The organism is Mesorhizobium sp. AR07 (assembly GCF_024746815.1).
In the GTDB taxonomy this organism is placed as follows: domain Bacteria; phylum Pseudomonadota; class Alphaproteobacteria; order Rhizobiales; family Rhizobiaceae; genus Mesorhizobium.
In genome coordinates this window covers 3608258-3632018 of the sequence record NZ_CP080525.1, presented here as the reverse complement: position 1 = coordinate 3632018, position 23761 = coordinate 3608258, and the positions used below count along the sequence as shown (strand labels likewise).

32 protein-coding genes and 1 pseudogene are annotated in these 23761 nt (G+C 58.9%); 17 read left to right on the top strand and 16 right to left on the bottom strand.

Translation table 11 applies throughout. From position 1 onward, the window contains the following. Positions 1–15 precede the first annotated feature (15 nt). From BPNPMPFG_RS18540 to BPNPMPFG_RS18505, 8 genes and pseudogenes are all read left to right on the top strand, one after another. On the top strand, positions 16–960 hold the full coding sequence (locus BPNPMPFG_RS18540) for an amidohydrolase family protein (protein WP_258590155.1): 945 nt from the start codon (positions 16–18) through the stop codon (positions 958–960). A 59-nt stretch (positions 961–1019) separates the two neighbouring features. Beyond that, complete coding sequence (locus BPNPMPFG_RS18535) at positions 1020–2393, top strand: UbiD family decarboxylase (RefSeq protein ID WP_258590154.1); 1374 nt, start codon at positions 1020–1022, stop codon at positions 2391–2393. Further along, positions 2394–2981 carry a UbiX family flavin prenyltransferase gene (locus tag BPNPMPFG_RS18530; protein WP_258590153.1) on the top strand — a complete coding sequence of 196 codons (588 nt, stop codon included), beginning with the start codon at positions 2394–2396 and terminating at the stop codon, positions 2979–2981. It abuts the gene before it with no gap. 9 nt (positions 2982–2990) lie between these two features. Beyond that, entirely contained in the window at positions 2991–3356 is a 366-nt protein-coding gene (locus BPNPMPFG_RS18525) for a hypothetical protein (RefSeq protein ID WP_258590152.1), read from the top strand. Between the two features lie 98 nt (positions 3357–3454). Further along, positions 3455–3726, top strand: a pseudogene (locus tag BPNPMPFG_RS18520) (S-(hydroxymethyl)glutathione dehydrogenase); the annotation flags it as partial. Between the two features lie 203 nt (positions 3727–3929). Further along, positions 3930–4385 carry an NUDIX domain-containing protein gene (locus BPNPMPFG_RS18515; RefSeq protein WP_258590151.1) on the top strand — a complete coding sequence of 152 codons (456 nt, stop codon included), beginning with the start codon at positions 3930–3932 and terminating at the stop codon, positions 4383–4385. 15 nt (positions 4386–4400) lie between these two features. Then, a complete protein-coding gene (locus BPNPMPFG_RS18510) occupies positions 4401–4730 on the top strand; it encodes a hypothetical protein (RefSeq protein ID WP_258590150.1) in 330 nt (109 codons plus the stop codon). Between the two features lie 892 nt (positions 4731–5622). Further along, entirely contained in the window at positions 5623–5919 is a 297-nt protein-coding gene (locus BPNPMPFG_RS18505; RefSeq protein ID WP_319945945.1) for a DUF768 domain-containing protein, read from the top strand. A gap of 898 nt (positions 5920–6817) precedes the next feature. Here the strand turns inward: BPNPMPFG_RS18505 and BPNPMPFG_RS18495 are convergent. Together BPNPMPFG_RS18495 and BPNPMPFG_RS18490 are read right to left on the bottom strand one after the other, a co-directional pair. Continuing rightward, a complete protein-coding gene (locus BPNPMPFG_RS18495; RefSeq protein ID WP_258590149.1) occupies positions 6818–7063 on the bottom strand; it encodes a hypothetical protein in 246 nt (81 codons plus the stop codon). 208 nt (positions 7064–7271) lie between these two features. Further along, positions 7272–7481 (bottom strand): hypothetical protein, encoded by a 210-nt coding sequence (locus tag BPNPMPFG_RS18490; RefSeq protein ID WP_258590148.1) that lies wholly within the window; start codon positions 7479–7481, stop codon positions 7272–7274. 84 nt (positions 7482–7565) lie between these two features. Here BPNPMPFG_RS18490 and BPNPMPFG_RS18485 point away from each other — a divergent pair, with 84 nt between their 5' ends. Then, positions 7566–8096 (top strand): inorganic diphosphatase, encoded by a 531-nt coding sequence (locus BPNPMPFG_RS18485; protein ID WP_258590147.1) that lies wholly within the window; start codon positions 7566–7568, stop codon positions 8094–8096. 514 nt (positions 8097–8610) lie between these two features. Beyond that, the gene (locus BPNPMPFG_RS18480; protein ID WP_258590146.1) at positions 8611–8895 is read left to right on the top strand and encodes a hypothetical protein; all 285 of its coding nucleotides are present in this window, start codon (positions 8611–8613) and stop codon (positions 8893–8895) included. A 555-nt stretch (positions 8896–9450) separates the two neighbouring features. Here the strand turns inward: BPNPMPFG_RS18480 and BPNPMPFG_RS42925 are convergent. The 3 genes from BPNPMPFG_RS42925 to BPNPMPFG_RS18470 form a co-directional block, all read right to left on the bottom strand. Beyond that, the gene (locus BPNPMPFG_RS42925; protein ID WP_319945944.1) at positions 9451–9654 is read right to left on the bottom strand and encodes a hypothetical protein; all 204 of its coding nucleotides are present in this window, start codon (positions 9652–9654) and stop codon (positions 9451–9453) included. Positions 9655–10182: 528 nt separating this feature from the next. Continuing rightward, the gene (locus BPNPMPFG_RS18475) at positions 10183–10992 is read right to left on the bottom strand and encodes a transglutaminase-like domain-containing protein (RefSeq protein WP_258590145.1); all 810 of its coding nucleotides are present in this window, start codon (positions 10990–10992) and stop codon (positions 10183–10185) included. 90 nt (positions 10993–11082) lie between these two features. Beyond that, positions 11083–11955, bottom strand: coding sequence for a transglutaminase family protein (locus BPNPMPFG_RS18470; RefSeq protein WP_258589893.1), 873 nt, complete (start codon positions 11953–11955; stop codon positions 11083–11085). A gap of 380 nt (positions 11956–12335) precedes the next feature. Between BPNPMPFG_RS18470 and BPNPMPFG_RS18465 the strand changes: the two genes are divergently transcribed. The 3 genes from BPNPMPFG_RS18465 (at position 12336) to BPNPMPFG_RS18455 (ending at position 13804) form a co-directional block, all read left to right on the top strand. After that, positions 12336–12521 (top strand): hypothetical protein, encoded by a 186-nt coding sequence (locus tag BPNPMPFG_RS18465; protein ID WP_258590144.1) that lies wholly within the window; start codon positions 12336–12338, stop codon positions 12519–12521. Positions 12522–13066: 545 nt separating this feature from the next. Next, on the top strand, positions 13067–13369 hold the full coding sequence (locus BPNPMPFG_RS18460; RefSeq protein WP_258590143.1) for a cupredoxin domain-containing protein: 303 nt from the start codon (positions 13067–13069) through the stop codon (positions 13367–13369). Between the two features lie 183 nt (positions 13370–13552). Then, positions 13553–13804, top strand: a complete 252-nt coding sequence (locus tag BPNPMPFG_RS18455; RefSeq protein WP_258589681.1) for a hypothetical protein — start codon at positions 13553–13555, stop codon at positions 13802–13804. 21 nt (positions 13805–13825) lie between these two features. Here BPNPMPFG_RS18455 and BPNPMPFG_RS18450 read toward each other — a convergent pair whose 3' ends face one another. From BPNPMPFG_RS18450 to BPNPMPFG_RS18435, 4 genes are all read right to left on the bottom strand, one after another. Further along, positions 13826–14020 (bottom strand): hypothetical protein, encoded by a 195-nt coding sequence (locus BPNPMPFG_RS18450; protein ID WP_258590142.1) that lies wholly within the window; start codon positions 14018–14020, stop codon positions 13826–13828. Between the two features lie 535 nt (positions 14021–14555). Further along, positions 14556–14873, bottom strand: coding sequence for a hypothetical protein (locus tag BPNPMPFG_RS18445; protein ID WP_258590141.1), 318 nt, complete (start codon positions 14871–14873; stop codon positions 14556–14558). Between the two features lie 37 nt (positions 14874–14910). Next, positions 14911–15075, bottom strand: coding sequence for a hypothetical protein (locus tag BPNPMPFG_RS18440; protein ID WP_179298170.1), 165 nt, complete (start codon positions 15073–15075; stop codon positions 14911–14913). A gap of 214 nt (positions 15076–15289) precedes the next feature. Continuing rightward, on the bottom strand, positions 15290–15682 hold the full coding sequence (locus BPNPMPFG_RS18435) for a recombinase family protein (RefSeq protein ID WP_258590140.1): 393 nt from the start codon (positions 15680–15682) through the stop codon (positions 15290–15292). On the opposite strand from BPNPMPFG_RS18435, the gene BPNPMPFG_RS18430 reads away from it, so the two are divergent. Further along, positions 15656–15838, top strand: coding sequence for a DUF4337 family protein (locus BPNPMPFG_RS18430; protein ID WP_244571348.1), 183 nt, complete (start codon positions 15656–15658; stop codon positions 15836–15838). The genes BPNPMPFG_RS18435 and BPNPMPFG_RS18430 overlap by 27 nt on opposite strands. Before the next feature lie 488 nt (positions 15839–16326). Here the strand turns inward: BPNPMPFG_RS18430 and BPNPMPFG_RS18425 are convergent, their stop codons facing one another. Next, a complete protein-coding gene (locus BPNPMPFG_RS18425) occupies positions 16327–16515 on the bottom strand; it encodes a hypothetical protein (protein ID WP_258590139.1) in 189 nt (62 codons plus the stop codon). A gap of 103 nt (positions 16516–16618) precedes the next feature. Between BPNPMPFG_RS18425 and BPNPMPFG_RS18420 the strand changes: the two genes are divergently transcribed. Then, positions 16619–17074 carry a hypothetical protein gene (locus BPNPMPFG_RS18420; RefSeq protein WP_258590138.1) on the top strand — a complete coding sequence of 152 codons (456 nt, stop codon included), beginning with the start codon at positions 16619–16621 and terminating at the stop codon, positions 17072–17074. A 662-nt stretch (positions 17075–17736) separates the two neighbouring features. Here the strand turns inward: BPNPMPFG_RS18420 and BPNPMPFG_RS18415 are convergent. Beyond that, on the bottom strand, positions 17737–18033 hold the full coding sequence (locus BPNPMPFG_RS18415; RefSeq protein ID WP_258590137.1) for a helix-turn-helix domain-containing protein: 297 nt from the start codon (positions 18031–18033) through the stop codon (positions 17737–17739). Positions 18034–18134: 101 nt separating this feature from the next. Continuing rightward, positions 18135–18374: a hypothetical protein gene (locus BPNPMPFG_RS18410; RefSeq protein ID WP_258590136.1), complete on the bottom strand. Its 240-nt coding sequence runs from the start codon at positions 18372–18374 to the stop codon at positions 18135–18137. Between the two features lie 90 nt (positions 18375–18464). Between BPNPMPFG_RS18410 and BPNPMPFG_RS18405 the strand changes: the two genes are divergently transcribed. After that, on the top strand, positions 18465–19544 hold the full coding sequence (locus BPNPMPFG_RS18405; protein ID WP_258590135.1) for an IS630 family transposase: 1080 nt from the start codon (positions 18465–18467) through the stop codon (positions 19542–19544). On the opposite strand, the gene BPNPMPFG_RS18400 is transcribed toward BPNPMPFG_RS18405, so the two are convergent. Next, on the bottom strand, positions 19541–19702 hold the full coding sequence (locus BPNPMPFG_RS18400) for a hypothetical protein (RefSeq protein ID WP_258590134.1): 162 nt from the start codon (positions 19700–19702) through the stop codon (positions 19541–19543). The two genes, BPNPMPFG_RS18405 and BPNPMPFG_RS18400, sit on opposite strands and share 4 nt — an antisense overlap. 203 nt (positions 19703–19905) lie before the next feature. On the opposite strand from BPNPMPFG_RS18400, the gene BPNPMPFG_RS18395 reads away from it, so the two are divergent. Continuing rightward, entirely contained in the window at positions 19906–20187 is a 282-nt protein-coding gene (locus BPNPMPFG_RS18395; RefSeq protein WP_258590133.1) for a hypothetical protein, read from the top strand. A gap of 363 nt (positions 20188–20550) precedes the next feature. Here the strand turns inward: BPNPMPFG_RS18395 and BPNPMPFG_RS18390 are convergent, their stop codons facing one another. The 3 genes from BPNPMPFG_RS18390 to istA form a co-directional block, all read right to left on the bottom strand. Beyond that, positions 20551–20919 carry a hypothetical protein gene (locus tag BPNPMPFG_RS18390; RefSeq protein ID WP_258590132.1) on the bottom strand — a complete coding sequence of 123 codons (369 nt, stop codon included), beginning with the start codon at positions 20917–20919 and terminating at the stop codon, positions 20551–20553. Positions 20920–21172: 253 nt separating this feature from the next. Continuing rightward, positions 21173–21940, bottom strand: coding sequence for an IS21-like element helper ATPase IstB (istB, locus tag BPNPMPFG_RS18385; protein ID WP_258590131.1), 768 nt, complete (start codon positions 21938–21940; stop codon positions 21173–21175). Beyond that, the gene (gene istA, locus BPNPMPFG_RS18380; protein ID WP_258590130.1) at positions 21918–23666 is read right to left on the bottom strand and encodes an IS21 family transposase; all 1749 of its coding nucleotides are present in this window, start codon (positions 23664–23666) and stop codon (positions 21918–21920) included. The genes istB and istA overlap by 23 nt, the downstream gene beginning before the upstream one ends. Positions 23667–23761: the final 95 nt, after the last annotated feature.

Genomic DNA, 23761 nt, shown 5'->3' with positions numbered 1-23761 from the left:
TGAACGGAGTGAACTATGATCATCGATACCCATCTTCACCCGACCAACCTCGTCGACGAGGCATGGCGTCATACGGGCTCGCCTTTCACAGGTGAGCGCATGCTCAAGCTGATGGACGGCCCCTATATGATCAACGGCAAGCCGCGCCGGATCGACATGGGCTTCATCCAGCCGCCACCGGGCAATACCGGCTACCGTGACGGCAACCGCAAGGGCCGCGACGGCATTCGCGACTACATGGCCTATTGTGCCGAGCTTTGCCAGACATACCCGGACCGCTTTATCGGCAACTTCAACTACAATCCGCGCTGGGGGCCTGAAAACGGCGCGGCGGAACTGGAATTCCACGTCAAGGAATACGGCTTCAAGATGCTGAAGCTGCACGCCAACATGCACGGCTATCGTCCCGACCGCGCGCTCGACTGGCTGCGTCCGGCGATGAAGAAGTGCGCAGAACTCGGCGTGGTCGTGCTGATCCACACCGGCGACGGCCCGTACACGATCCCGACGATGTTCTACCCAATCATCCGCGAATTCCCGATGGTCAACTTCATCATCGGCCATTTCGGCATCCAGACGGGCGGCAACTACTCGTTCGAATCCTTCTGGATGGCGATGGACACGCCCAATGTCTATTGCGAATCCGGCTGGTGCTTCCAGTCGCGCATCGTCGAGTTCGCCCAGCAACTGCCGAAGAACAAGATTGTCTTCGGCACGGACAGCCCGCCGAACGATCCGGGCATGTGGCTGCGCGAGCTGGAAGTGCTCTGCAAGGATCCGCCGCACGGCATCAACCTCTCCGAGGACGATCTGGAAGGCTATCTCGGCAACAACATCGCCAAGCTCGTCGGCGTCGACCCGTCGCCGCCGCCGCGCGACCTGAAGGACGCTGAGGCGCGCCTGAAGGATTCTTACGCCGGCGTCGATCGCGCCACCGGCAGGCATCTGGAGTTCGCTTGATTTGACGACGGCGGCGCTCTTCGGGGCGCTGCCGTCTCCCGCAGCATCAAGGCCGTGACATGACCCTGTACCACAAGCAAGACGTTCGCCGCTTCCTGGCCGACTACCGGGAAAAACATCCCGAGGACGTCATCACCATCGATCGTCCGGTCTCGGACGATCAGGACGCGACGGCGCTGATCTGGAATCTCGCCGAGAAGGGCCAGCATCCGATGCTGTACCTCACCGATGTCAGGGGCATCGGCAGCGAAGTCCTGTGCAACATCTTTGCCTCGCGCGATCGCATCGGGCGCCTGCTCGGCTCAACCGCCGAAAACCTGCACGAGGCCTACCAGGCCCGCGCCAACCGGCCGTTCACGCCCGAGCTTCTGGAAAGCGGCCCGATCACCGAGGAGGTCATTTCCGGTGAAGCCGTCGATCTCCACGCGCTGCCCATGCTGAAACATTTCGACACCGACCGCGCGAAATACATCACCAGCGGCATCATCATCGGCGAGCATCCGCAAACCGGGGCCGGCAATCTCAGCTATCACCGCGCGATGATCCATTCGAAGAATTCGCTCGCGACCTCGCTGCATTCCCGCGGCCATCTCTGGCGCCTGATGAACATGGCGAAGGAGAAGGGCAAGCCGATGCCGGTCGCCATGGTTGTCGGCGGCCACCCGCTCTTCATGCTCGCCGCCTCCGCGCGCCTTGCCTTCGGCGAGGACGAGCGGGATGTTGCCGGCGGCCTGATGGGCGAGCCCTTGCAGGTCGTGCGCACGCCGAAATACGGCATTCGCGTTCCAGCCCATGCCGAGCTCGTCCTGGAGGGCGTGCTGGACCCCGAGGCCCATGTGGAGGAGGGACCATTCGGCGAGTTCACCGGCTATTCCTCCGACCGCTCTACCAACAACCTCTTCACCGTCGAAACCGTGATGCGCCGGCGCGATGCCATTCTGGTCAGCGTCGCTGGCGGCAATTCGGCCGAACATCTCAACCTCGGTCGCGTGCCGCGCGAGGCGGAGGTGGTGGAGAAGCTGAAGGCCCGCTTCCCCTCGATCACCGCCGTGCACTACCCGTCCTCGGGCACCCATTTCCACGCCTATGTTGGCATGAACCAGATGCGCGAGGGCGAGGCTCGGCAGGTCATGCTGGGGCTTCTCGGCTGGGACCAGTATCTCAAGACCGTCGTCGTCGTGGACGCGGACGTGGATATCACCCGCGACAGCGAAGTGCTCTGGGCGCTCGCCACCCATTTCCAACCGCACAAGGACGTCGTCATCATCGAGGGTCTGCCGGGCAATGCGCTCGACCCGTCGGCGAGCGGCATCGGCACGACCTCGCGCATGGGTCTCGACGCGACGCGCGGCCCGAACTTCCACGGCGTGCGCGCCCGGATCAGCGACGAGGCCGCCGCGCGGGCGGCGGCGCTTCTTGAAAGCGTGGGCTAGATGACGACGCGGCCAAGACGCATGATCGTCGGCATTTCGGGCGCTTCCGGTGTGATCTACGGAAAGCGTATCCTCGAAGTGCTGCGCGACCTTGATATAGAGACGCACCTGATCATGTCGCGAGCCGCCTGTATCACCCTCTCGGCCGAGTCGGATTTTACCAAGCAGGACCTCGAGGCGCTCGCAACGACCGTCCATTCCAACAAGGATATCGGCGCCGTCTGTTCGTCCGGCTCTTACAAGACGCTCGGCATGATCGTCGCCCCCTGCTCGGTGAAGACCTTGGCGGAAATCGCGACCGGCACGACAGATAACCTCCTCTCCCGCGCCGCAGACGTTGTGCTCAAGGAGCGCCGCCGCCTCGTGCTGATGCTGCGCGAGACGCCGCTGCATCTCGGCCATATCCGCAACATGGCGCAGGTCACGGAAATCGGCGGTATCATCTATCCGCCTGTCCCCGCCTTCTATGCCAAGCCGAAAAGCCTCGCCGACATGGTGGATCACACCGTCGGCCGCGTGCTCGACCTGTTCGACCTCGACCCCGGCATCGTCCGTCGCTGGCAGGGGACACAGGGAGCGGTGGAATAGCATGATCGCATGCATCGCGCGCGGTATCTGATGGGAGTGGTGAACGAGATGGACCTTGACTGCCAGCATTTGCTCCTCGCCGCGCCGTCACTCCGCTACGAGCCGGCAACCGCTTCCCGCATCGACGGGTTTCTTATACGAGCAGAGGCCTGCGTAATCGGCTGGCAGCGGGGCCGGTCCATTGTCGATATCAATGTCGACGGCGGCTCGCATCGCGTCGAGTTCGATCGCGACGCGGACCTGAAACAGTTCCTTGCGAGGGCCGAGTCGCGCGGAATTCCGCTGCGTCGTGATCCCGAAATCATCCTGGCGGTGCTTGGCATCGGTGCCGTTCTCGTCCTGGCGATTGCGATCGCCTTCTGGCTGAGGCCCTGAGTTCGGATGAACCGCCGTTCGATCCATCCACGTTCCCGGCTTCCGCGAATAACCTATCCCGAACGCGCGCCACGGCGGCGGCGTATTCACAGGCAACGCACTCGGGCAAGTCGGTTGTCATCGGCGTTGCCGGCGCCGGTCAGGAAATCTCGACGCGGCCGTTCCAGCTGGTCGCACCTGGATGGGCACCGCCTTTGGCGGCGCGCGTGGCCGCACCGACGTGCCGAAGATCTTTGGCTGGTACATGGACGGCAAGATTCTGATCGATCCGATGATCACCCACACGCAGAAGCTCGAGGGACAACAAGGGCTTTGACTGACGCACGAGGGCAAGTCGATCAGGAGCGTCGTGGTCTACTTACTGGTTTGAAGCATACGCCGTGCTGAAGCTCTGTGTTCCCAAAATACCGTGCTTCCCAGTATCGGCGTTAGGCCGGCGGCGCGACAAGGCATCCCGGAATGCCCGCGTCGTCGGCCGATTAGATTGCCATAGTATTGTATGAACAATTTATGCGCTTAGCGCCACCTATAGAATTTATCATATGATTCACGGAATACTTGCGGAGTATCCAGATGAATATCTTTCGCGATTCGATCATTACCGCCAAGGCGACGCCGGTCTTGCTTTGCGAAGCTGTGATAAGTGATGCAAACGGCAGAGTACTACTGACGAAGCGCAGCCAAGACTCTGAATTGATCAAATGGGGTCTCCCGGGAGGAGTTGTCCATATGATGGAATCTCTGGAAGTTGCGATTGTACGTGTTCTCCACGAGAGCCACGGAATACTGGTCTGGCCTCACAAGATCCTGTCCGTCGTAGAGCATCTGGGGAGAATCGGCTGCGAGTACGGCGAACATACGGTTTCCGTCGTCTACGCGGCAGATCTCCTTTCGCAAATCCATGCCGAGCGCCAATCATCTTCATCGAGAGCTGAAAGCTGGCACTCTCGACGGAACCTGCCCACCCCTATGACTGAATCGGCTCTGGTTGCCCTCGGATGCAACGAGCGAGTGGCATCGGGCGATTGAACGCCTTGTTCGCGCATGGTGAACGGAGAAGCGTTCTTCTTCGCCATTGGGCGTAAGGGGACCGTTTTCCTGCCACACGCTCTAATTGAGGGTGCTCCTTTCTTGAATGATCGTTCCATAATTAGTAAAATAAAAGGGCGGCTACCGCAGCGCCCTCAGCGCCATCTCGGCCAGGCTGGCCAGCGTCGGGCGGTCGGCGCCGCCGCGTCCCGCGACCCGGATGCCGGCGATGTTGGTGATCAGAAATTCGGCGATTGCTTCCGCGTCCAGGCTCGGGGCGATATCGCCTTCGCGTTGCGCATCGTGAACGCGGGCTACGATGGCTCCGCGCAGGCTTTTGCCTAGGAGCGTGTGGATCTCCTCAAGGTCGGGTGGGACGCGCCGAATTCATAGGTCGAACTGACGCCAAGGCACGGCTGATCAGCGGTCTCGACGACGCGATGCAGCATCGCATCGATCTCATCGATCCCCCGCGCGCCGCTTCGCAGCGCACCGAAATGCGCCGCACACTCGCCCAACCCGTAGCGACGCACCGCCGCGCAATAAAGCTGCCACTTGTCGCTGAATGCGGCGTAAAGGCTTTGCCGTCCGAACCGTCAGCGCCTATCGAAGATGATCTATCTCGGCCAAGTGCTCCCTCTTGTGAAACACGAAGGCTGACCCCTCGGTTTTCAGATAGCCCGACTCGGGCTAACACCGGGCAGGCTGTTGCTTGCCCGTAGGCGGCTCACCCTTGCTCTCTCAAGCTTTGGCGAAAAAACCTAATAGCAGGGTGGAACCTGTAGCCATCAGCGCGATTGATTCTGATGGGCACGCGCCGCACTGCTAGATTTCCTGGTCTCGGGAGGTCGCGAGAGGACAGGCTTGTGAATGGCACCCCTCTTGTGCTTGACGTGCTCAAACGCAGACTGATCTTTCAAATCCGCAGCGTCTACGACGATGACTTTTTCCCCATCCACTTGCTCCTGTTCGTCTATACGCTCGTTGTGCTGGGAGCGACTGCGTTCGTATTCTTCCTATGGTGAGCTTTCTTGACCCAGCGCCGATTTGACAAGGAAAGGCTGGAGCGAGCCGATCGCGAGTACCGCGCGATCGTCGAGGCAGAGCGTACCGAGCGCGAAGCGAAATCAACAAGGTTACGTGAGCAGCGCCTTTTATTCGAACCCTCAACGACGCCGCTCTGCGCTGTGGGTAGCCTCGGGCTAAGAAAAAGACGCGTAAAGTAATTGAGGTTGACTTGGTTGGAACTGAAAGCGGGGTGGGGTGTGAGCACGCGCGGCTCGACTTCCTCTACCAATGGCTGGGCAACGACGTCCCTGAGACGGCGGCGGCCGATGTCGTCTCGATCGACGAAGTCACGCACAAGCGTTTCGCCGACGCAAAATCGGTCGGCATCAAATGGGAAGAGATCGACGAGGAAGTCACCGGGCAACATCGTGTCTTTTGGCTTCTTCGGCATCACGCACTCCTAAAGATGTCGCTCGCCTTCGGCGCGGCGCCGTGGCTGGCCGTGGTGAAGTCGCAGCACCGCTGACTGCGAACAAGAGAATTGCGACCTTGAAGAGCAACACGACGCGGAGGCGCGTTCGGACGACTACGGCGAAACGGTAGTCTGGTCCCAATGACCCGAACGTGCCGCAGGAGGGCCAGCGCTGGCACGGCCATTTCTGAGCGTTCGCCACGTTGGCGAACCCAAGCCCGCTGCCTCTCATGCACAGATCGAGAGCGATTTTCGGAACCCGTGCAGAGCGCTGGCGTGACGCGACTTGGCCGACATCGGTTTGGGTAACAGTGGGCTCATTTCAGGACATACGCATCAGGCCTTCCACGGTTAGGTGCGGCCTCTCCGCTCCCATCACCACCAACAACGGCCCGTCTTCAACGGGCCGTCTAATTACAGCAGACTCGACTAGTTGGCAGGCGCGGCCGGTGCAGGGGCCGTCTTTGCAGGGCTGGGGGCAGGGGCGAGAGCGGGTGCTGGCTCGGCGGGCTTTGCTGGGGTGACAGACGCCGGAGCGGGTGTGCTCGCTGCCGGCGTCTCGGCGACCGGGACTGCATGATCGCGGGTTCTGCTGAAGGAGTAATAGGCGACCATAGCGAGAACAATAATAATCAATACAGCAAGCCATCCAGCGCCGCCGCTTCTTGACCTGACATTTGTTGTCCGGTCAACGCCCGAACTCGTGTCCAGGGGTGGAATCGGGTTGAATGGTTCATTTGGAGTGGGTGTGTTTGCCATGATGTTTCCTCCGGGCTGACATCTAAGCTTTAACGCCCGACCTTGGACCTAGTTGCAGGTGCCTCATCTCAAATGGTGAAACTCGTTCAAATGTCATCCCTTTCAGGGAGCCGCGGCATTCGACCAGCGCGAGACCGCCTACTGCCGATCGGCCGACGTGATGATGGTCCACAGTGGTGGGAGTTGATCCCTGTCACTGAAATTCGACTGCAGCCGCTGCAAGCCACAGGTGAAAATTACGCTGCTGGAGGTTCACCTGGAACACCTGCCAAAGCGCCCAATGATCGACAAGCACATCAAGCTGGACGGCAAAATCGTCTGGCACCCGGAGAAGAGGGGTCGCGGAAGCAGCGGCCGGCGATGACAATGAAACAACCGTTTGTCGAAGACACGCTCGGCAAAAGCGGCCGATTGGATCGGGGCTTTCGGTCTGCTGCATGACCTGCCGGCGCCAAGCGCGACTGGACGTCCAGATGCTGGTTGATCGCCGAGGTGAAGAGAACGGCTGCATGCATCGGGATCTGAGTATGGTACTGTCCTGTATGCCATGCCAGGAAGCGGACGAGGCGACAGAAACCTTGGCTTCACCAGCCATTCGAAGACCAGGGCGTCGCTAGACGGCGCTGACGCCAGCACGCCTGTGCCGCCTATTTCTCTTCCCGACGCTTTTCGATTTCGTACGTGAGCCAACGACACACCATGCCAGCAATCGATGCTACGGCTCCGACGAGTAGGCAGCCCATCAGCAGCGGGCTTTCTGAAGCGCTTTTCCAACTGACGATGGCGAGCAGGATAACGCTGACCGTTGACATCAAATAGCCCACGCCCTTGAGTGTATGTAGAGGAGCTTTTGTCATGCCGCAAATCTCCTTAGCGCAGGACTTCGGAACATTATCAACGACCCGAAGTTCCAAAGCCGGTTACATTTGCGAGGCCTTTTAATGCGCGACTTTCTAAAGCTGCCAACGACAACGGGTGGCCTGATCAGGGTGGTGGTTGAAACCCCTCGTGGTGCTGAGGCCAAATTAGCCTACGATCCAGCGTCCCGGGTCTTTAGCTATGTCCGGCCCCTGCCGGTTGGAATGAGTTACCCCTACGACTGGAGTTTCATCCCTTCGACGCTGGGCGAGGATGGTGATCCCCTCGATGGCCTCGTCATTCACCAGGCTGCTACCGCCCCAGGGGTGGTTATCAAATGCCAGTTGCTGGGTGCTTTGCGTGTCAAGCAGAAGGACCAGGACGGCGAGGCCCTGCGCAATGATCGTTTTATTTTCTGCCCTCATAAAGAGGATGCAGAGAACGAGACTGCGGACCAAGTGCCCGAGCACCTCAGGCGGGAAATTGAGCAGTTCTTTCTCTCATCGGTGCTTGGCACCGGCAAAACCATCAAGTTCAAGGGCTGGCAGGGGGCGCCGAACGCTCTAAAAGCGATCAGGAAGGGTATGAAAGCCTTCACTGCACGTACCAACTGACGGGGCAAATCTCACGGAACATTAGACGCCTCTAAAAGTTTGTCCTTGCGGTGAAGATCGGTCCTCCGATCGGGCCCGTACGCGGCTTTTCTGTTTTTGTACGAGATCCACGCATGTCCCAATCCGTTGAACCACCGATACTTCCAGAAGATAGCCCAGATCGCGAGGTTAACTGTGAAGTCGCACTAGAAGCGGCATTCGCTGCCTTGGTGACTGCGTCAGAGGCTCAGGGGTGGACGGCCCAGGAAACGGCTGTAGCTCTGCTTAAAATCGCAGAAGAGCACGCGAGGCAAGTCGAGGCCGCTGCTGCCGGCGCTGATGGCTGAGTGGTGGACCTTCCTGACTTGGTGAACGGCCGACCGGAATTGGCCTTCCATATGGTGCGGGAGCTTGGCGGTAATGGGCGGATCGAGAAGATTGGCCGAAGACGGGGCAGCGCAGTGGGAACACAGTTCAGAAGTGGACGTTCTCCTTTAGGTCACTCGTGTTGAATGACCTAAAGGAGGAAATTCAAATGAACATCAAGATGCTGACGATGGGCGCAATGGCGCTTACAATCATGACTGGCTCGGCGTTTGCGGCTGCCAATGGCACCTCCGCTTTGGACGATCCGGCGAAGATGTCGCCGTTCTTCACCGATGCCGGGATGAAAACGTTGAGGTCGGAAGCGGATTTCAAGACCGCATGGATGGCCATGAAACCCGATGAACAGAAGGCTGTGTTGAAAGACTGCGGCGATACCACAATTAACAAGTCGCATGCGGATTTCTGCGCCATGGCCAAGAAGATGGGGGGTTGAATAAAATCGTGGGAACGAAGGCTCCACGGCATCGTTGCCTAGCCAGCCGGTAGCTCAACCCTTTTACCGGCGTCCCCGTAGACTAAGCCCGTTCCACAAGGACGGGCCTTTTTTCCGGGCTCGGGCCTAACTCCCATTCGGCCTGGGGCGCAGCAAGATTGACATCAAAAGTCTCTGGCAAATGCGGGTCGTTACTGATCCCTTGGGCGTGCGTCGACCGGCAGAAGGATGACCAATGGGAGCTTTATGTTCTGGCCAAACCATCCGGCACCCGCTTAGAAATAGTATGATCGCCAGCAGGCAAACTAGAAGGCTGGCGGTCAAGACATTCGCGATCATCTCGCCAGCCGCCATGCGACTCACCAGAAATAAGGTGCCGCCACCTCCTCAGAGTGGATGGCGGGCACGGCCGCGGATAGGGTAAACCGGGCCTGACCGAGGGGCTGGCTGTGAGGACGGCGGCCACCGACTGGTATGCAAAGATTTGATCGCAGCAGCCTGACACGGTGGATTATGCCCCGCCGAGAAAACAAGCCGCCGCACCGATGCCTGACCCTACTCTGCCGACCCGTTGTCGGTAAGTGGGGAGGCGCTGGGTATACATTGCAGCGACCAGCCGGCCGGCGTCGGCTGTTTCTGATATTCTGCTATAGCGGCGGTGCACTGTTCGCGCTTATCGAACGTGCTCGGTAACACGACAATGCCGCCTTGCGGACCGGCGATTACAAGATACCAGATCAACACTGCGGTTGGAGTCACGGGTCATTCCTTGTGTTGCCCCCAGATCCAGTGGGCGAGTCAATTAATAAACGCGTTCTGGAGGCGAAAGCATGGCGGCAGCGGTGGCTTCGCTTTGCTGCCGCCTTGCTGAATGCAACCGTTCCCGTCGGATTTGCGAACTTCCACAGTGGCGATCCCGTCATTTTCGATCGGCAAAAGTCTCGAGTGCGTGGTTCCGTGCGGCTTTTCCGCATCAAAGGGCATCTTCTCAGCGATGCCCCCGTTCCCGCACAGGTCACCATGTAGGCCACTGTTTCGACATCTCCTCAGCCCGCGCCTCGACGGCCAAGCTGCAACCAGCAACGCGGCCGGCCATCCGGTTCGCGGAGCTATCGCGGTGCAATCGACAATGCGGGCGCCCATTGGTCAACGCGGCGACGAAGTATGGCCACGAAACGGGCAAGGACATGGGATTGTAGCAACTAAGCGGGCGAAGAAGCGGGGGACCATAGCCTTGCGTCCGCCGACGCAGGTCTAAATTTGGAATCGGGCTATGCGCGATCGACGCTAAGTGCCGACCTCTTCGGCAATAACTTCGAAGTGGGCCAGTCTGGACGACCCAAAGCTGGTCGAGAGGGCAACGTCGGTGGCATCCCTTCCCGTCGCCATCAGGATTCTTCCGATGCGGGGGTGGTTGTGCCGTGCGTCGAAGGTGAACCAATGACCACTGAGATAGGCTTGGAACCAGGCACTAAAATCCATGGGATCTGGCACCGGCGGGATTCCGATATCCCCGAGATAGCCGGTACAGTAGCGCGCCGGGATGTTCATACAGCGGCACAATGTAATGGCCAGATGGGCAAAGTCACGGCAAACACCGGTTCGATCGATGAAGCCACCATGGGCAGTGCGCAGCGCGTCGGCGTTCTGATAGTTGAACGCTATGTGGTTGTGAACGAAATCGCAGATCGCCTGGACACGAGACCATCCAGGCTTTGTGTCGCCAAAGGTCGCCCAGGCGAAATCTCCAAGACGATCGGTATCGCAGTATCGGCTTCCTAGAAGAAAAGTTAGCACTTCATCCGGCAGGTCTTTTATATCGTGTTGTATGGCCTCGGGGGCGACGACGTCCGGTTTGCCGCTGTCGTAGATTTCAAAGGTGGTTGAAATCGTCGTCAGTCCAGCAGGAGCCTCGATCCTCGTGCAGGCATTGCCGAAACTGTCGATGTAGCCCCTCGCTTCGATCGGCCGATCAAAACCGATCACCTGTTCCGTCAGAAGGTCGACCCGACGTGACGGGTGGATTTCCAGGACCAGCAGCATCGGCGTTGGCTTCGGACACTCGTAGGTGAGATTGTACCCTGCGCGTATCCGCATCGTGGCTCCAAATATTCTTGATTGAGGAGACGACCAACTCCGTCTTGACCAATCGGTTCCACGAAATCAACGGCGAGGATCTAGTCTGCTCTATTCCTTGGTAACTTTCACCTCGACATCCATGCCCAAAAAACTCGAAGCGCTTCCCGAATAGCTGCCGGAAAGAGGGATCGCCTGTCGTGGGTGTCGAGCGACTGCCACCCTGATCAGTTCGCGATTACCGACAATGCCATTGGTCGGATCGAACTCGACCCAACCGGCTCCAGGCAAATAGACCTGGCACCAGGCATGCGTCGATCCTCCCCCTCGTACCTCCAACTTGTCTCGGGTTGGGACGTAGATATATCCGGTCACGAAACGCGCAGCGAAACCAAGCGATCGAACAGCTTCCATCATGAAGAGTGCGAAGTCACGGCATGTGCCTCGCCGCAGATGTAGCGTGACAAGAGGGGGTTGCGTCCCGGGTTCCGTTCGACGGGAATATACAAAGCTTTCGTGGATGGCATAGCAGAGTGTCATCAACAGTGTGCCCGTCTCTGTCTGGCCACCGGCGCTCAAGAATTGTCGTGCCCATTTTCCAATCTCGTCGCCTTCGTCGGGATGATGACGCTCGATCGTTTGGGAAAGGTCGGCTGCCTCGTCAGATTCGTAGGAGAACGGATAGCTGAGTGCTGCTTCGTCGATGCGGAAATCGGGGGCGTGCTGAGGTGTATGATCAAGCCGAATGGCTGTTTCGAAGTGCAGCGCTTTAGCCGCCGCCTTGAAATCGAGCACCGCAACGCAGTTTCCAAAAACGTCGTGGATCCACCGGAGCTCATTCGGCTCGGGATCAATGACCATGGCGTGGTCTAGAAGTCTCTGGTCGAAGCTGTCGCGCGGTCTGAATATCAGCCGGTGTTCGCCAAACCTTACAGGTCGGCTGTAACGATAGACGGTCGAGTGCCTCACTGAAAAAATAGGCATGACGTCGTTTAATGCCTTCTGCATACACACACCGGTTTCTCCCGGACGATCGAGTGGCCTCGGGCGCGGAGAGACGCAACGCCTAACAACTCAAAGCGGCCAAAAACTGGCCACGATAGTCCGATGGCCTTGCGATCGCCCAGCTTCTACAATGTCGCTGTCAATGGGCCAGGACTCGCAGCAGGGCATAAAGGTCCATGGAGAGGGGGACACGCGATGCCTCAAACCTGCTCACCTCTCGGTTCGAACTTCCCCGCCGAGATACGTCTGATGCCTGGATTTGTAATATCCTGCCCAAGGCGTAATGTCTCAACTGGTCCCTTTCGACACCCTTGCGAGCGCGCGCGAAGAAAACTAAGGCACAAAAGGACGCCGAAACGTTGGCTTACACGGTGATTTGGTACGGCAAGCAGGGCATCGTTGAGAAAGCGTCGTTCGAGGCCGAGAAAGCTGCACGGGATCACGCGCTGGCGACCTTTTCCGCTCGAAACATGGACGGTATTGTAGCGGTCGAGGTTCGCAAGGACGACGGCACGGTTGTATTCAGCCAAGCAGGCCCCAAGTAATCGTCCGCATCTTGGTCAGGTTTAGAATGAGATTTTCGGTCCCCCAACCCTGCGCCTTGGCCGAAGCCTCAACGGGCTAAGACGCAGCACGGCGGCGGCATCATGCACTGAACGCCAACCTATCGAGACCGTGGGGCTTAGCAGACCTTTGCCCTGGCCTGTAGCCCAACGGCGTCTTGCTTCTGTAACGTCAAGAATTCCGCTGCGCCTTATAGTCGGGGCCTCTCGCAGCGTGATCCACGATCGGTACCGCCCATGTTGATCAGCTCTCGCGTCCGGGCTTCGGTAATCCGGGTTCGCGCGTAAGGAAACGGATGAGAGCCTTCTGGCTCCTCCCTGACGGATCGCATCCTTTCTGAACGAGTTGGGAACCCAAGGGGTGTCACGACGCAAGCGCAAGGCCTGGGGCCAACGACTATCTGCCGGTGCAGGCAATCGATGAGGAAAGCCAGACGGTACCCATAAAAAGATCGGCTTCGTGGCATGAAAGCCTATGCGCCAGCGTTAGTGCAGGATGAGGGTTCGCGCTCAGGAGGAAATCCATCATGCGCACCATGCTCGTTCTTGCTCTGCTCGCCTTTGCCATGCCCGCCTACGCCGCCAACCATGCGGTCCAGATCAAGGGCATGAAATTCAACCCGGCGAAAATCTCGGTCGCCGTTGGCGATACCATCACTTTCACCAATGCCGACTCGATGACGCACACCGCCACAGCGCTCGATGGCTCCTTCGACACCGGCCGTCTCGCCACCGGCAAGAGTGCCAAGGTCAAGATATCAGCGGCCGGCGCACACCCGTTCCATTGTGCGATCCACAGCTCGATGAAGGGCACTCTCACAGCGAAATAGCGGCATTCTCGCTGGGCTGTCTTCTGCGCGGCGAGTGATTATCGATTTGACAATCACGTCACACGGAATGATTCGCTAACCGATTGTCGCAAGCGTAGAATCCAATTGTCGCTGGCCACTTTAGCGGGCGCTGGCGCTTGAAAGAGCCGATCACGCTTTCGCCCCTCTGGAGGGAGAGAGCACATGCTTTTGAATGGCATTGCCGATTCGGAACAAATGGCGATCCTCACCAAGGCTTTGAATGACCATTGCTTAGCCTTTGGTATCTCGGATGAATCGGAACGGGAAATGGTCGCGGTGCTGGTCATGTCACTGTTCAATAACGGCGCGACTAGCGCTGAGGAATTGAAGTCCGGCCTTTACGGGTTTCAGATCGCAATCGGCGCTATGAGCAGCAGCGTCACGGCTAGACTGCTGCCCAGCCGTAGCAGCTAGCTTCACGTCCGTCATCGCCCGTCACCGTGGAGGACAATTCGGAAATCCTTGAGGTTTGGCCTGGCTGATTACCCTTGCTTCTTTAAGGATCGAGGAACGATCGAGGCCGACCATCGATATGATTTCGCGTATTTGTTCCTCAGTGACCTCCGCTTCGCGTGCCAGAGCGCGCACACCTTCGGGCGTCATTTCGGGCCGTTTCGTTTCTTCGGCCATCACACAAATCCATGGCTCCATCGGACAATAAGTCTCCGGGCGCCACGTGGTTCCGAGCCGGTCGCGCATTTCTCGTCGGGAACGATTGTTAGAAACGGAGTTCCTTGACTGCTGCGGACCGCGTCAACCGGGCTTGGCGGTACGGTGAACAGGATGGTTTTCCCGGTTTCATATCCTGGCTAAGGAATGGCAATACCATCTGTCCCGCCCGGTCTGCAGCATCCGACATCGTAAGCCGCTGACATTGACTATTCGTAAGCCTGTCCTGCGGCGCTCTGGTTGCCGATTAAGCTTATCTAGGAAGCAGACCATGGCCCATGAAACCGAACGATCGAAACTCGACCGATTCGCCACGTCCATCCCTAAGCACGAATTCGAATTTTTGATGAAGATCGGGAGCTTGGACCGACAGGAGGTACTCGCTCTCATCGAGAAACACGATGGCGACCGGGAGAAAATCTATCGCGACCTTGCGCAGCGGCGAGCGCGAAGGATGGCTTCGCTATAAGGCCTTCGTGTCGGACAAGGATGGTAACTAACGCTGTTCGGTAGCCTTCTTGCAGCTTGGCATTTTCTTCATTGCAGCGTTCGCTTCCGCCTCGCTTTTGTATGTGGTCTTCGCGAGGTCAATAACCAGGGTTCCGTCAGGCTTCTTCGTGACCACCTCGCACTGCTTAGAGACCGCGTCTTTCGCCACCCACCACTGTTCGGTGGCCCCAATGGCCGACACAGTAAATTGACTGAGAAGCGCCGTAGTGATTGCGATTTTGCGTATCATTTTTTCGCTCCCTTGGGTCAACACAGAACGTACGGTTTCATCCTCTGTTCCGTCGATGAACGGTCTGATGTCCATCTCTGTCGCCAAGCGATTGATATCGGCCAAGGTGGGGTCAGCGCCGCTCCGGCTTCGGCGTGATCTCCTCGACTCGGACGCTGTCGCCGATCTCTTTCGCCCAGCCCAGTGCCTTGGCCTTGTCGTCCGTGGTCAGCACCGTGCGCCAATGCGGCTTCTCGAAAACGCTGACGACGTAGGTAGTAACGGGCTTATCTGTCATCTCTTCCCTTCGGTCAGTAAAAAGCCCGCGCCTCTGGCGGAGAACGCGGGCCGATCAGGCCATCGCCCGATCTTCAGCAGGCGATAGAGGGCACCTGCCGCAGGCACAAACTTTAGATATGGCTAATGGTCCGTCAAGCCGGTTCGAAGTTCCAGTTCATCGCGAGTCTACCCCCCCTAAACCGCCTCCCTTGGGGGACGCCCTGATCGCCTTGTCATGACGTGATCTCCCCTTTGGCTGAGGAAAGCCTATCGTGATTGAAGATGTCAGCGACGGTGTTCTTGCTGATGCCGAGATCTCGCGCGATCCAACGGTAGCTTCGCCCTTCTGCGCTCAACGCGATGACCTTTGGCGCAAGGGGATCTGATTTAGGTCGGTCGCCAGCTTGGCGGCCGAGTTTTTTGCCGCGTGCTTTTGCTGCGGCGAGGCCGGATTTGACCCGTTCGCTGATCAGGTCGCGTTCGAACTCCGCGATGCCGGAGAGGAAGGTCGCTAGCATCCGCCCATGCGGTGACGACAGGTCGAAGGCCATGCCGCTCAGGCCAAAGCGGTCGATTTTGAAAAGCAAGTCGATGGAAAACTGCACGACAGCGATGTCCGGGCGCATCGACATCACGTCCTGACATTCGCAGTAACGCTTCTGCACATTTCGATCGCCGTCGCGACGCTGTCCATCATCATGCACGGCAAGCGTTGGCCGTGGATTGGGTCGCTCGCGTTGGGCGGGTTTGGGCTGATCGCGGCCGGCTTCGCCTACAACTGAGCGCGCGGTTCAAACGGACGGCAGTACCGTCGAGATTTCATGGAGGTGGTCTAGCCAAGGGTTCACAATCCACCCGACAGCGCCTCCGGTCTTTTGACGGCTCAAGACAACAACGCCGATTGCCGCGACGGCCGCAGCGATTATCGTATTGCTTCTTAGCCGGCGGCTTCCTTGTAGAGGGTCAGCAAGATGGCGCCCGCTGACGACCTGCCAGTTCCCCAGATAGGTCACGAAGAGCATCAGCCCGTTGGGTAGTGTCTCAGTTTGAAATTTGATCGAGATTGAAGCAACGATTTCGACCGAAGTCTACATGTGCCTTTCGCGCCAGAGCCCTATCGCCAGTCCCGCCGCGACAAAGAAGCCTGCCGTACTCGCCCACATGGGGATAGTGAGACCATTTACAGTGACCTCCCAGCCTAACCAGAGCCGTAGCGCATGCATTATGGCTATCAAAACCAGGAGGACGACGGTAACGGTTGTGAAGGGCTTCATGTGTCGTCGCCCTCCACGGCACGCTCAAGATCATACAGTTCGATCGATGTGCCGTCGCTGGCATAGATGCGGAATTTGATATTCCCCGCTTTGAGTTCGCGCGCTTGGCTTACGACCTGCCTGCTGGACAAGTCGTTGATCACCAGGACGTTTGGCTCGTTACCAAGTTTTATGGAATAACTCACTGCCCTGCTCCCATGCTGCTAAGCATATAGGAGACCGGGAACGGACGCGACAAGGACGCGGTCAAATTTCAAACTGAGACGCTACCCAATTTGGCGCTTGAGGGTGAAACAGGGGATTCCTGAAGAAGACATACGAGCGGCCGACTTTGGTGAAGCGCGAGAAGCTTTCCGCCGTCACCGCAGCAGTGCAGAGTTCCAAGCCCGTCGCTTAACAAGGCAGAAATTATCAAGAGTCCATTCCGGTTCACCCCGGGGCGGGCTTTTCGTTTGTCCGCGCGCGGCTTATCGTCGCCACATGACGACGCTCTCCGAAATCAAAGCATCGGGCATGGGATTGATGGCAAATTGCGCTGGCCCGAATTGCGGCCACGGCAAGCCGCTGGACATGGACATGCTGATAGAGCGATTTGGGACCGACTATGAGATGGTCGGCGAGAGGCGGATATCTGCATCCCTCAAATGCGATCGATGCGGGCGCAAAGGCGCCGTCATCCACTCGCTGGCCAATACGATGCCAAACGGATACGCCAAGGCGAAGGACGATAGATCCGACTGTTGATCCGACATTTACCGGCGCCCATTCATTATTATCGCGCGGCGGCTTCGCTATAGCACATCCGTCACAAGAAAGGCCCGTCGCCCCCGTACCCCTCCGAGCGGCGGGCTTTCTCTGTGTACTTCGCGGGGCTGGTTTTCATCCGGGTTTGGGGCCGTTTTCAGTTCGGGAGCCATTTTAGCGCAAAGGCTTCGCGTGTCCGGCTGCGAGGGTCTGCTGCCAAAACTTTTTATTCAACGGCGGGAACGTTGGCGGCGCTTGCTTGTTTGCTGAATAGCGGCGCGCATCTCCCCGGATAAAGGCCGTTGGCCAACGTCCCTCATTGGTCGGCCCGCGCTCTGTGCAACAGGCGCGGGCCATTCCTTCTTAGGCCGAAAATGCTTCCTAGGAACATCGGCATGGCTGTGCTCCAGTCGGAGGGATTTTGCGTTTGCGGACAGCCACTTCCAATTCAGCCGGCCCCTGCCGGGCGACCCCAAGGCGATAACGAGGGCATGGTCTCGAAGCGCCGCGTTAGCAAATACCGTAGCGGTCGTCACAAACTGGCTGAAGATCAAGAGTTATGCGATCGCCGAATTTGACCTGCTGGGCGTCGAACGCGAGGCAGGCAAGTCCGCCTTTCGCCCTTATGGCCAAGCCACTGTCAGGAACGGGCGGAGGCCTGGCTACGGGGATTTGATGTCTTCCCGCTTGACGGCGTCGGTCAGCGGCCGGAGAGAATCGGCGGTCGACGAGGCAGGTTGCCAATTTGGAGTAACCGTACTCGATCCGGTGGAAGCTTTCAGGCTGATTGGGTGAGTTCGATCCATTTTGCTCGTCGCGACCGACAGAAGATCGATACCTGGCTTCAGCTGCGATTTTTCGCCTGACTTCTTCAGCCGTGCGGTAATTCCGCCGTCCTGCTGGCGCCTTCTAAGGTAGCGCTCGAAAATTCCCAGCTTCTCTTCGTAGCCGATCCGCACTTTAGCGTTGCATCTATCGCATTTGAAACTGGCGATCGTTTTCAGCCAGGATCCCGTTCTCACCATGGCACGTGAACAGGCGGGACATCGAAACTCGATCGCTACGTCGCGAAGTTTGTCAGATAGGGGCATCCCGCATTTTCTCCGAAAGTTTGCAGGGGAACGAAGGGCGACGACGGGAGCTCGGAAAAGCGTGCCCAAGGAACATGACCCCAGTGCAGCAACACGAACACAGTGATCCCCGTCACTATCAAGAAATAGGCGGCAAAAAGACCGAGGAGCAGGGGGTCGGTATTGTCGAATAAGATTGATGCTTTGACGCCCTTTTGCGGCTCTTCCATGTAGAAAGGGTCGGCTTCCTAGTGGTTTCCGCCTGACATAAGAGTCCGGATCGGGATTCCCTTTTGGCTGAGCGCGTGCGAGTCTGCGGTATGCGCACAGGAATATCTCTCACCGTCTCGCCTTCTGACCATCGGCGTTTGGTTGCCCTGGTCAAAGATCGTAACAGCCCGCAGAAGCATGTGTGGCGCGCCGAGATCGTGCTGTTGAGCGCCACCGGCGCCGGCACGATCGAAATCATGGGGCGGACCGGCAAATCCAAGACCTGCGTGTGGCGCTGGCAGGAGCGCTTCGCCACGGAAGGCTTCGAGGGGCTGCTGCGCGACAAGACGCGTCCCTCGCGCATTGCGCCGCTCGGGCCTGAGATCGCTGAGCGGGTCGTGGCGCTGGCGCTCGACGACCCGCCAGGGGAAACGACGCACTGGACCGCCGACATGATGGCCAGGGCCGCCGGCATCAGCGCCAGCGCGGTGCGCCGCATCTGGAAGGCGCACGGGCTGCAGCCAAACCGCTGGCGGCAGTTCAAGCTCTCCAACGATCCGAAATTCATCGACAAGTTGCGCGACGTCGTCGGCCTCTATGTCGATCCGCCGGCCCACGCCATCGTGCTGTCGGTCGACGAGAAGAGCCAGATCCAGGCACTGGACCGCACCCAGCCCGGCCTGCCCATGAAGAAGGGAAGGCTCGGCACCATGACGCACGATTATAAGCGGCACGGCACCACCACGCTGTTTGCCGCTCTCAACGTGCTCGACGGCGCCGTCATCGGCCGCAACATGCAGCGTCACCGCCACCAGGAGTTCATCCGCTTCCTCAACGCCATCGACACCGAGGCGCCGGCCGGCAAGGCGGTCCATGTCATCCTCGACAACTACGCCGCTCACAAGCACCCCAAGGTGCGTGCCTGGCTCGACCGCCATCAGCGCTTCACCTTCCACTTCACGCCGACCTCATGCTCGTGGCTCAATGCCGTCGAGGGCTTCTTCGCCAAACTCTCCACGCGTCGTCTCAAGCGAGGCGTCTTCCACTCCGTCGTCGACCTCCAGGCGGCAATCAACCGCTTCGTGGCAGAGCACAACCAGCAACCCAAACCCTTCACTTGGACCGCCGATCCCGACAAAATCATTGCTGCCGTCAAACGTGGGCACCAAGTGTTAGATTCCATCCACTAGAAAGGGTCGGCTTCTAGTTCCCGGCTGACGAAATTGAAATTGAAGTTTTCTGATGCTTGTAACATCTTGTAGGCAAGATGCGTGGCGATCACCGGATCATCGTATAGCTGATCTAAAACGGCCAACTCTGGAATGGCGTGACGCTGGTGCTCGCTCATGCCCATTCTAATCCGGCCATATAGATTAGGTTCCGCTAAAATAATAAATGCTTATTGGAACCAAAAGGCGTGCGCGAACTTTGGCCGCCGCAAGCCACTACGGCTTAAGGAGAAGAAGCGGGTAGGGCGCTGCGGACCGGATCAATAAGTGGACGTTCCTCCTACGGGTTAGTTTTTTGAATGACCCTAAAGGAGAAATATTCATGAACATCAAGATGCTCAGCATGGCCGCGATGGCGCTCGCAATGATGACTGGGTCAGCACTCTCCGCTGGGAACACATCAGCGCTCGACGATCCGGCAACGATGTCGCCATTCTTCACCGATGCCGGCATGAAAACTTTGAGGTCGGAAGCGGATTTCAAGACTGCATGGACGGCCATGAAACCCGAGGAACAGAAGGCGCTGCTGAAAGACTGCGGCGATGCTACGACTAGCAAGTCGCATGCAGATTTCTGCGCGATGGCAAAGAAGATGGGCGGCTGAATCTAGGCCCAAACGTTGAAGGCGGACTATATACCCGCCTTCTCGCATTGTCATGTGCCGTCCCTTCATAGGCCAAACCGGAGCAGCGAAACATTTCCCTTCGCTGCTCCGGGTCCACACCCACAGCCCGCTGCCTCGCTCCAATCGACCTTGGCAGCGGGCTGTTTCCAATACGGGCGCGGGCAAACGCTATGTGCTCGCGTCTGTTTCGCTGTCCTGGTCCACCATCCGAACTGGCAGATAGGGCGTTCGTTTCCAGTTCGCGGCGTGGTGTCGAAGTTCCACGCCTGTTCCCCAACGCAATTGAACGCGGTCGCCCCGAACTCGTAAGCCCGGTGCCACAATTCGGCCAGCGATTTTCTGTCAGGCGAGGCGTTGAAGCAGCGCTACGATTTGCTTGGCGATCGGGTCGGCCTCATGTTGAAATGCCTCAAGCATCAGCTTGGCGGGTATGACGGGCGATTGATATCTGTCTTTTAGCAGCGCGTCGACGGCTTGTTCCACGGTGACTGATCCGTCAAATCCAAAGAGAGCAAGCCTGGTGGGGTTCGAGGCAAACCAGTCGCGGACTAACGCCGACAGGCTCGGTGCTTCGGTAGTATCAAGCGCGTTTGCGACGATGCGTCGTATGGCCTCTGCCCTCGCGGGAATGTCCGGCTGCGACCGGCGCCAATTGTCGACGAGCTTTAGGAAGTCCGGGTTTGCGCTCATTTGGAAGCGTTCGGTTTTCATTCCTGTAAATTGGCACCATACGTGCAGACCAGCAAGGACGTACCACCATTGGTGGACCAGTTCTGGCTGCCGACGAAGGCTCTCTTCGCAACCGCCGCCGGTGCGATCAGAGCGTGTTGTGGGAACCTTTGGTCAGCCTTGATGTTTGTTGTTCAGGACATTTAGCCTTCAAGGCCCCGCGGGTCACTTCAAATTCCCCCGGGTAGGGTCAGTCAAACTCCCCCACCCGCAAGACAGGACAGAGGTGGATTTGTTAGTTTGACTTTGTTTCCCGAGCAAGGGCTTCAGCGGCCTCTTTGAGGCGATAGCTGCGTCCATCGAACTCAAGCAGATGGCAATGATGCATCAGCCGATCGAGTATCGTCGTGCTCATGGTGTTGTCTCGCAGATATGTCCCCCAGTCCTGCACGACCCGATTGGAGGTGACGATGACGCTGCGGCGTAGTTTGTAGCGCTGATGGATCAGGGTTTGCAGCCATGCGCCGGCGTCGTCGGGGATGGCGCGTGCGAGGAACAGATCGTCCAGCACGAGGAGATCGCAGTCGATGATTGTTCGCATCCGGGCCTCGCGTTGCGCGGGGGCGTTCAGAGCGTGGCGGTGGAAGAAGTCATCGGTCTCGAGATACTGGACCTTGTGGCTGTGCAGGATCGCCTGATAGGCAATCGCCTTGGCGATGTGGGATTTCCCGGTGCCCGGTTTGCCGATCAGCATCGCGTTCTCGCCGGCGGCAATGAACGCCAGGGTGTGGAGCTGGAAGCAAGTTTGGCGGGGCAATTTGGGATTGAAGGACCAGTCGAATTCGGCGAGCGTCAGTTTTTCATCGAGCCCGGATTGCTGATATCGCCGCTCGATAAGGCGGGATTGGCGACGATCCAGTTCATCCTGCAGGATCAAGGAGAAGGTCTCGAGGAAGGGTTGGTTTGCGCCCTGCGCCTGCAGCACGCGCGTCTGCAGCGTGTCGCGGACGCCCGACAGGCGCAGCTGTCGCAGGCAACGTTCAATTTCGGGTATGGTCATCATGGGGTTGGATCTCCAGTTTGAGGTGAGAAGGGGTAGCGGGAGCGCTCGTGGCGGCGAAGCTGGTCGGGGTTGCGCAGGCGCCACGAGCGCGGGGTGGAGAGGCGCGGTCGTCGTCAGCCCCAGCCTGCCGGCCATTGTTGCCGGCATCGTGTCGCACAGCATGGCTGAAGAGGTCGCCATATTCCGCGGGGGCGCGGATCAGTGGATGATCCTGGGTGAGCTGCGATACCGGCTGTGGGGCTTCTTCAACCTGTTGCAGCGCCTGCTCAAACAGCTGCTCGACAGTCGCGCGTACGTGCTTGTAACGGTAGATGCGGTTGCTGATGGCATGAGCACAGGCCTGCTCGACCAGCCGTGTCGGATACTTCCGGCTCAGCCCGACAATGCCCCACATCGCGCGCTGTCCGGGGCGTCCCTCGGCATCGAACATGTGTTGACACAGGGCCTTGGTTTGGGGGCCGATGCGACCGGCGTTCGCCAGCAGCACGGCGGTTTGCCGCGACGGATTGAACGGCCGTTCGTTCGTCGGCAAGGCGACAGAACCGGGGTGCGTCATCCGGGGATGAATCCGCAGCAGCGCATGGGTGTGGCGATCACGGATCTCGATCGTGGAAGTGTAGATGCGCACGACGACCTGACTGCCGATGGCCGCGGGCCGCGCGGCGTAATAGCTGCTGTCGACGCGGACGGTGGTGTCGTCGCAGACGGTCCGAACGACTTCCGTGAAGATGCGGAAGGGTGCGACGGGCAGCGGCCGCAGGTGTGGCTTCTCTTCCTGGAACATGGCCTCGACCTGACGGCGAGTACTGCCGTGGATCCGCTTGGAAGCCCAGTTCTCCTCCCAGTGCCTCAAGAACTCGTTCTGGGCTTCCAGCGTCTCGAAACGCCGTCCGGCCAGCGCGGTCCCCTGGGTATGTTGAATCGCATTCTCGACGCTGCCCTTCCGATTGGGGTCCGCCACGCGGGCCGGATCGGCGACGACGCCGTAATGAGCCAGCATCGCACTGTAGATCGGATTGAGCTCGGGCTCGTACAGATCGGGCTTGAGGACGCCTTCCTTCAGGTTGTCGAGCACCACATAGCTGGCCACCCCGCCAAAATAGCGAAACGCCTCTTCGTGAAGCTGAGCCCAGACTTGCTGGCTGGATTGCCAGACCACCCGCCGGAAGCTGCGCCGCGAATAGCGCAGCGTCATCACGAACAGGCGGGGACGACGGTACCGGCCGCTCTTGGGATCGATCGTCAGCGCGCCCTCGCCATAGTCGACCTGAGCCTCCTCGCCGGGGAGGAACTCAAGACGATCAAACTGCTTGGGATCGCTTTGTCGCAACGTGCGCACAAACCGCTTGACGCTTTGGTAGCTGGACGGAAAGCCAAACTGATCGACCAAGTCCTGGTAAATCGCCTGCGCATTTCGCTTCAGGCGGACCTGTTCTTCGATCCATGCCCGATGCGGTTCGCAGGCTGAGCGGGCCAGGCTGCTGGTGACCGTCGCTCCCGACACCCCAAAAGCCGGTGGTCGGGGTGGAGGAATTTGGTCCTCCGCGCTTGCCGAGCCGGTGGTCACTTCCCCGGGGGATTTTGCCTCCCCACCAGCCCGCTGCGCTCGGTAACGCCGAATCGTCTTGCGATCGACACCCGTCAGCCTTTGGATCTCGCGCTGGCTGGTGTTGCGATCAAGTAATGTTAGTACGGTGCTTTGCAGATGTGCCTTCAAGACGTTCAACTCCCGGTCCCCTCGCTGTATGAAAGGGGATGAAAATAAACGTCCTGTCTTACCGGCTACCGCTGTTCAGTAGCGCTGCCGGTGACCATCAGGTG

Bases quoted from the DNA above. Each gene is read 5' to 3' on its own strand.
- BPNPMPFG_RS18540 (WP_258590155.1), top strand. From the start codon at position 16: ATGATCATCGATACCCATCTTCACCCGACCAACCTCGTCGACGAGGCA.
- BPNPMPFG_RS18535 (WP_258590154.1), top strand. From the start codon at position 1,020: ATGACCCTGTACCACAAGCAAGACGTTCGCCGCTTCCTGGCCGACTAC.
- BPNPMPFG_RS18530 (WP_258590153.1), top strand. From the start codon at position 2,394: ATGACGACGCGGCCAAGACGCATGATCGTCGGCATTTCGGGCGCTTCC.
- BPNPMPFG_RS18525 (WP_258590152.1), top strand. From the start codon at position 2,991: ATGCATCGCGCGCGGTATCTGATGGGAGTGGTGAACGAGATGGACCTT.
- BPNPMPFG_RS18515 (WP_258590151.1), top strand. From the start codon at position 3,930: ATGAATATCTTTCGCGATTCGATCATTACCGCCAAGGCGACGCCGGTC.
- BPNPMPFG_RS18510 (WP_258590150.1), top strand. From the start codon at position 4,401: ATGGTGAACGGAGAAGCGTTCTTCTTCGCCATTGGGCGTAAGGGGACC.
- BPNPMPFG_RS18495 (WP_258590149.1), bottom strand. From the start codon at position 7,063: ATGCAGCAGACCGAAAGCCCCGATCCAATCGGCCGCTTTTGCCGAGCG.
- BPNPMPFG_RS18490 (WP_258590148.1), bottom strand. From the start codon at position 7,481: ATGACAAAAGCTCCTCTACATACACTCAAGGGCGTGGGCTATTTGATG.
- BPNPMPFG_RS18485 (WP_258590147.1), top strand. From the start codon at position 7,566: ATGCGCGACTTTCTAAAGCTGCCAACGACAACGGGTGGCCTGATCAGG.
- BPNPMPFG_RS18480 (WP_258590146.1), top strand. From the start codon at position 8,611: ATGAACATCAAGATGCTGACGATGGGCGCAATGGCGCTTACAATCATG.
- BPNPMPFG_RS18475 (WP_258590145.1), bottom strand. From the start codon at position 10,992: ATGCGGATACGCGCAGGGTACAATCTCACCTACGAGTGTCCGAAGCCA.
- BPNPMPFG_RS18470 (WP_258589893.1), bottom strand. From the start codon at position 11,955: ATGCCTATTTTTTCAGTGAGGCACTCGACCGTCTATCGTTACAGCCGA.
- BPNPMPFG_RS18460 (WP_258590143.1), top strand. From the start codon at position 13,067: ATGCGCACCATGCTCGTTCTTGCTCTGCTCGCCTTTGCCATGCCCGCC.
- BPNPMPFG_RS18455 (WP_258589681.1), top strand. From the start codon at position 13,553: ATGCTTTTGAATGGCATTGCCGATTCGGAACAAATGGCGATCCTCACC.
- BPNPMPFG_RS18450 (WP_258590142.1), bottom strand. From the start codon at position 14,020: ATGGCCGAAGAAACGAAACGGCCCGAAATGACGCCCGAAGGTGTGCGC.
- BPNPMPFG_RS18445 (WP_258590141.1), bottom strand. From the start codon at position 14,873: ATGGACATCAGACCGTTCATCGACGGAACAGAGGATGAAACCGTACGT.
- BPNPMPFG_RS18440 (WP_179298170.1), bottom strand. From the start codon at position 15,075: ATGACAGATAAGCCCGTTACTACCTACGTCGTCAGCGTTTTCGAGAAG.
- BPNPMPFG_RS18435 (WP_258590140.1), bottom strand. From the start codon at position 15,682: ATGCGCCCGGACATCGCTGTCGTGCAGTTTTCCATCGACTTGCTTTTC.
- BPNPMPFG_RS18410 (WP_258590136.1), bottom strand. From the start codon at position 18,374: ATGGAAGAGCCGCAAAAGGGCGTCAAAGCATCAATCTTATTCGACAAT.
- BPNPMPFG_RS18405 (WP_258590135.1), top strand. From the start codon at position 18,465: ATGCGCACAGGAATATCTCTCACCGTCTCGCCTTCTGACCATCGGCGT.
- BPNPMPFG_RS18400 (WP_258590134.1), bottom strand. From the start codon at position 19,702: ATGAGCGAGCACCAGCGTCACGCCATTCCAGAGTTGGCCGTTTTAGAT.
- BPNPMPFG_RS18395 (WP_258590133.1), top strand. From the start codon at position 19,906: ATGAACATCAAGATGCTCAGCATGGCCGCGATGGCGCTCGCAATGATG.
- BPNPMPFG_RS18390 (WP_258590132.1), bottom strand. From the start codon at position 20,919: ATGAAAACCGAACGCTTCCAAATGAGCGCAAACCCGGACTTCCTAAAG.
- istB (WP_258590131.1), bottom strand. From the start codon at position 21,940: ATGATGACCATACCCGAAATTGAACGTTGCCTGCGACAGCTGCGCCTG.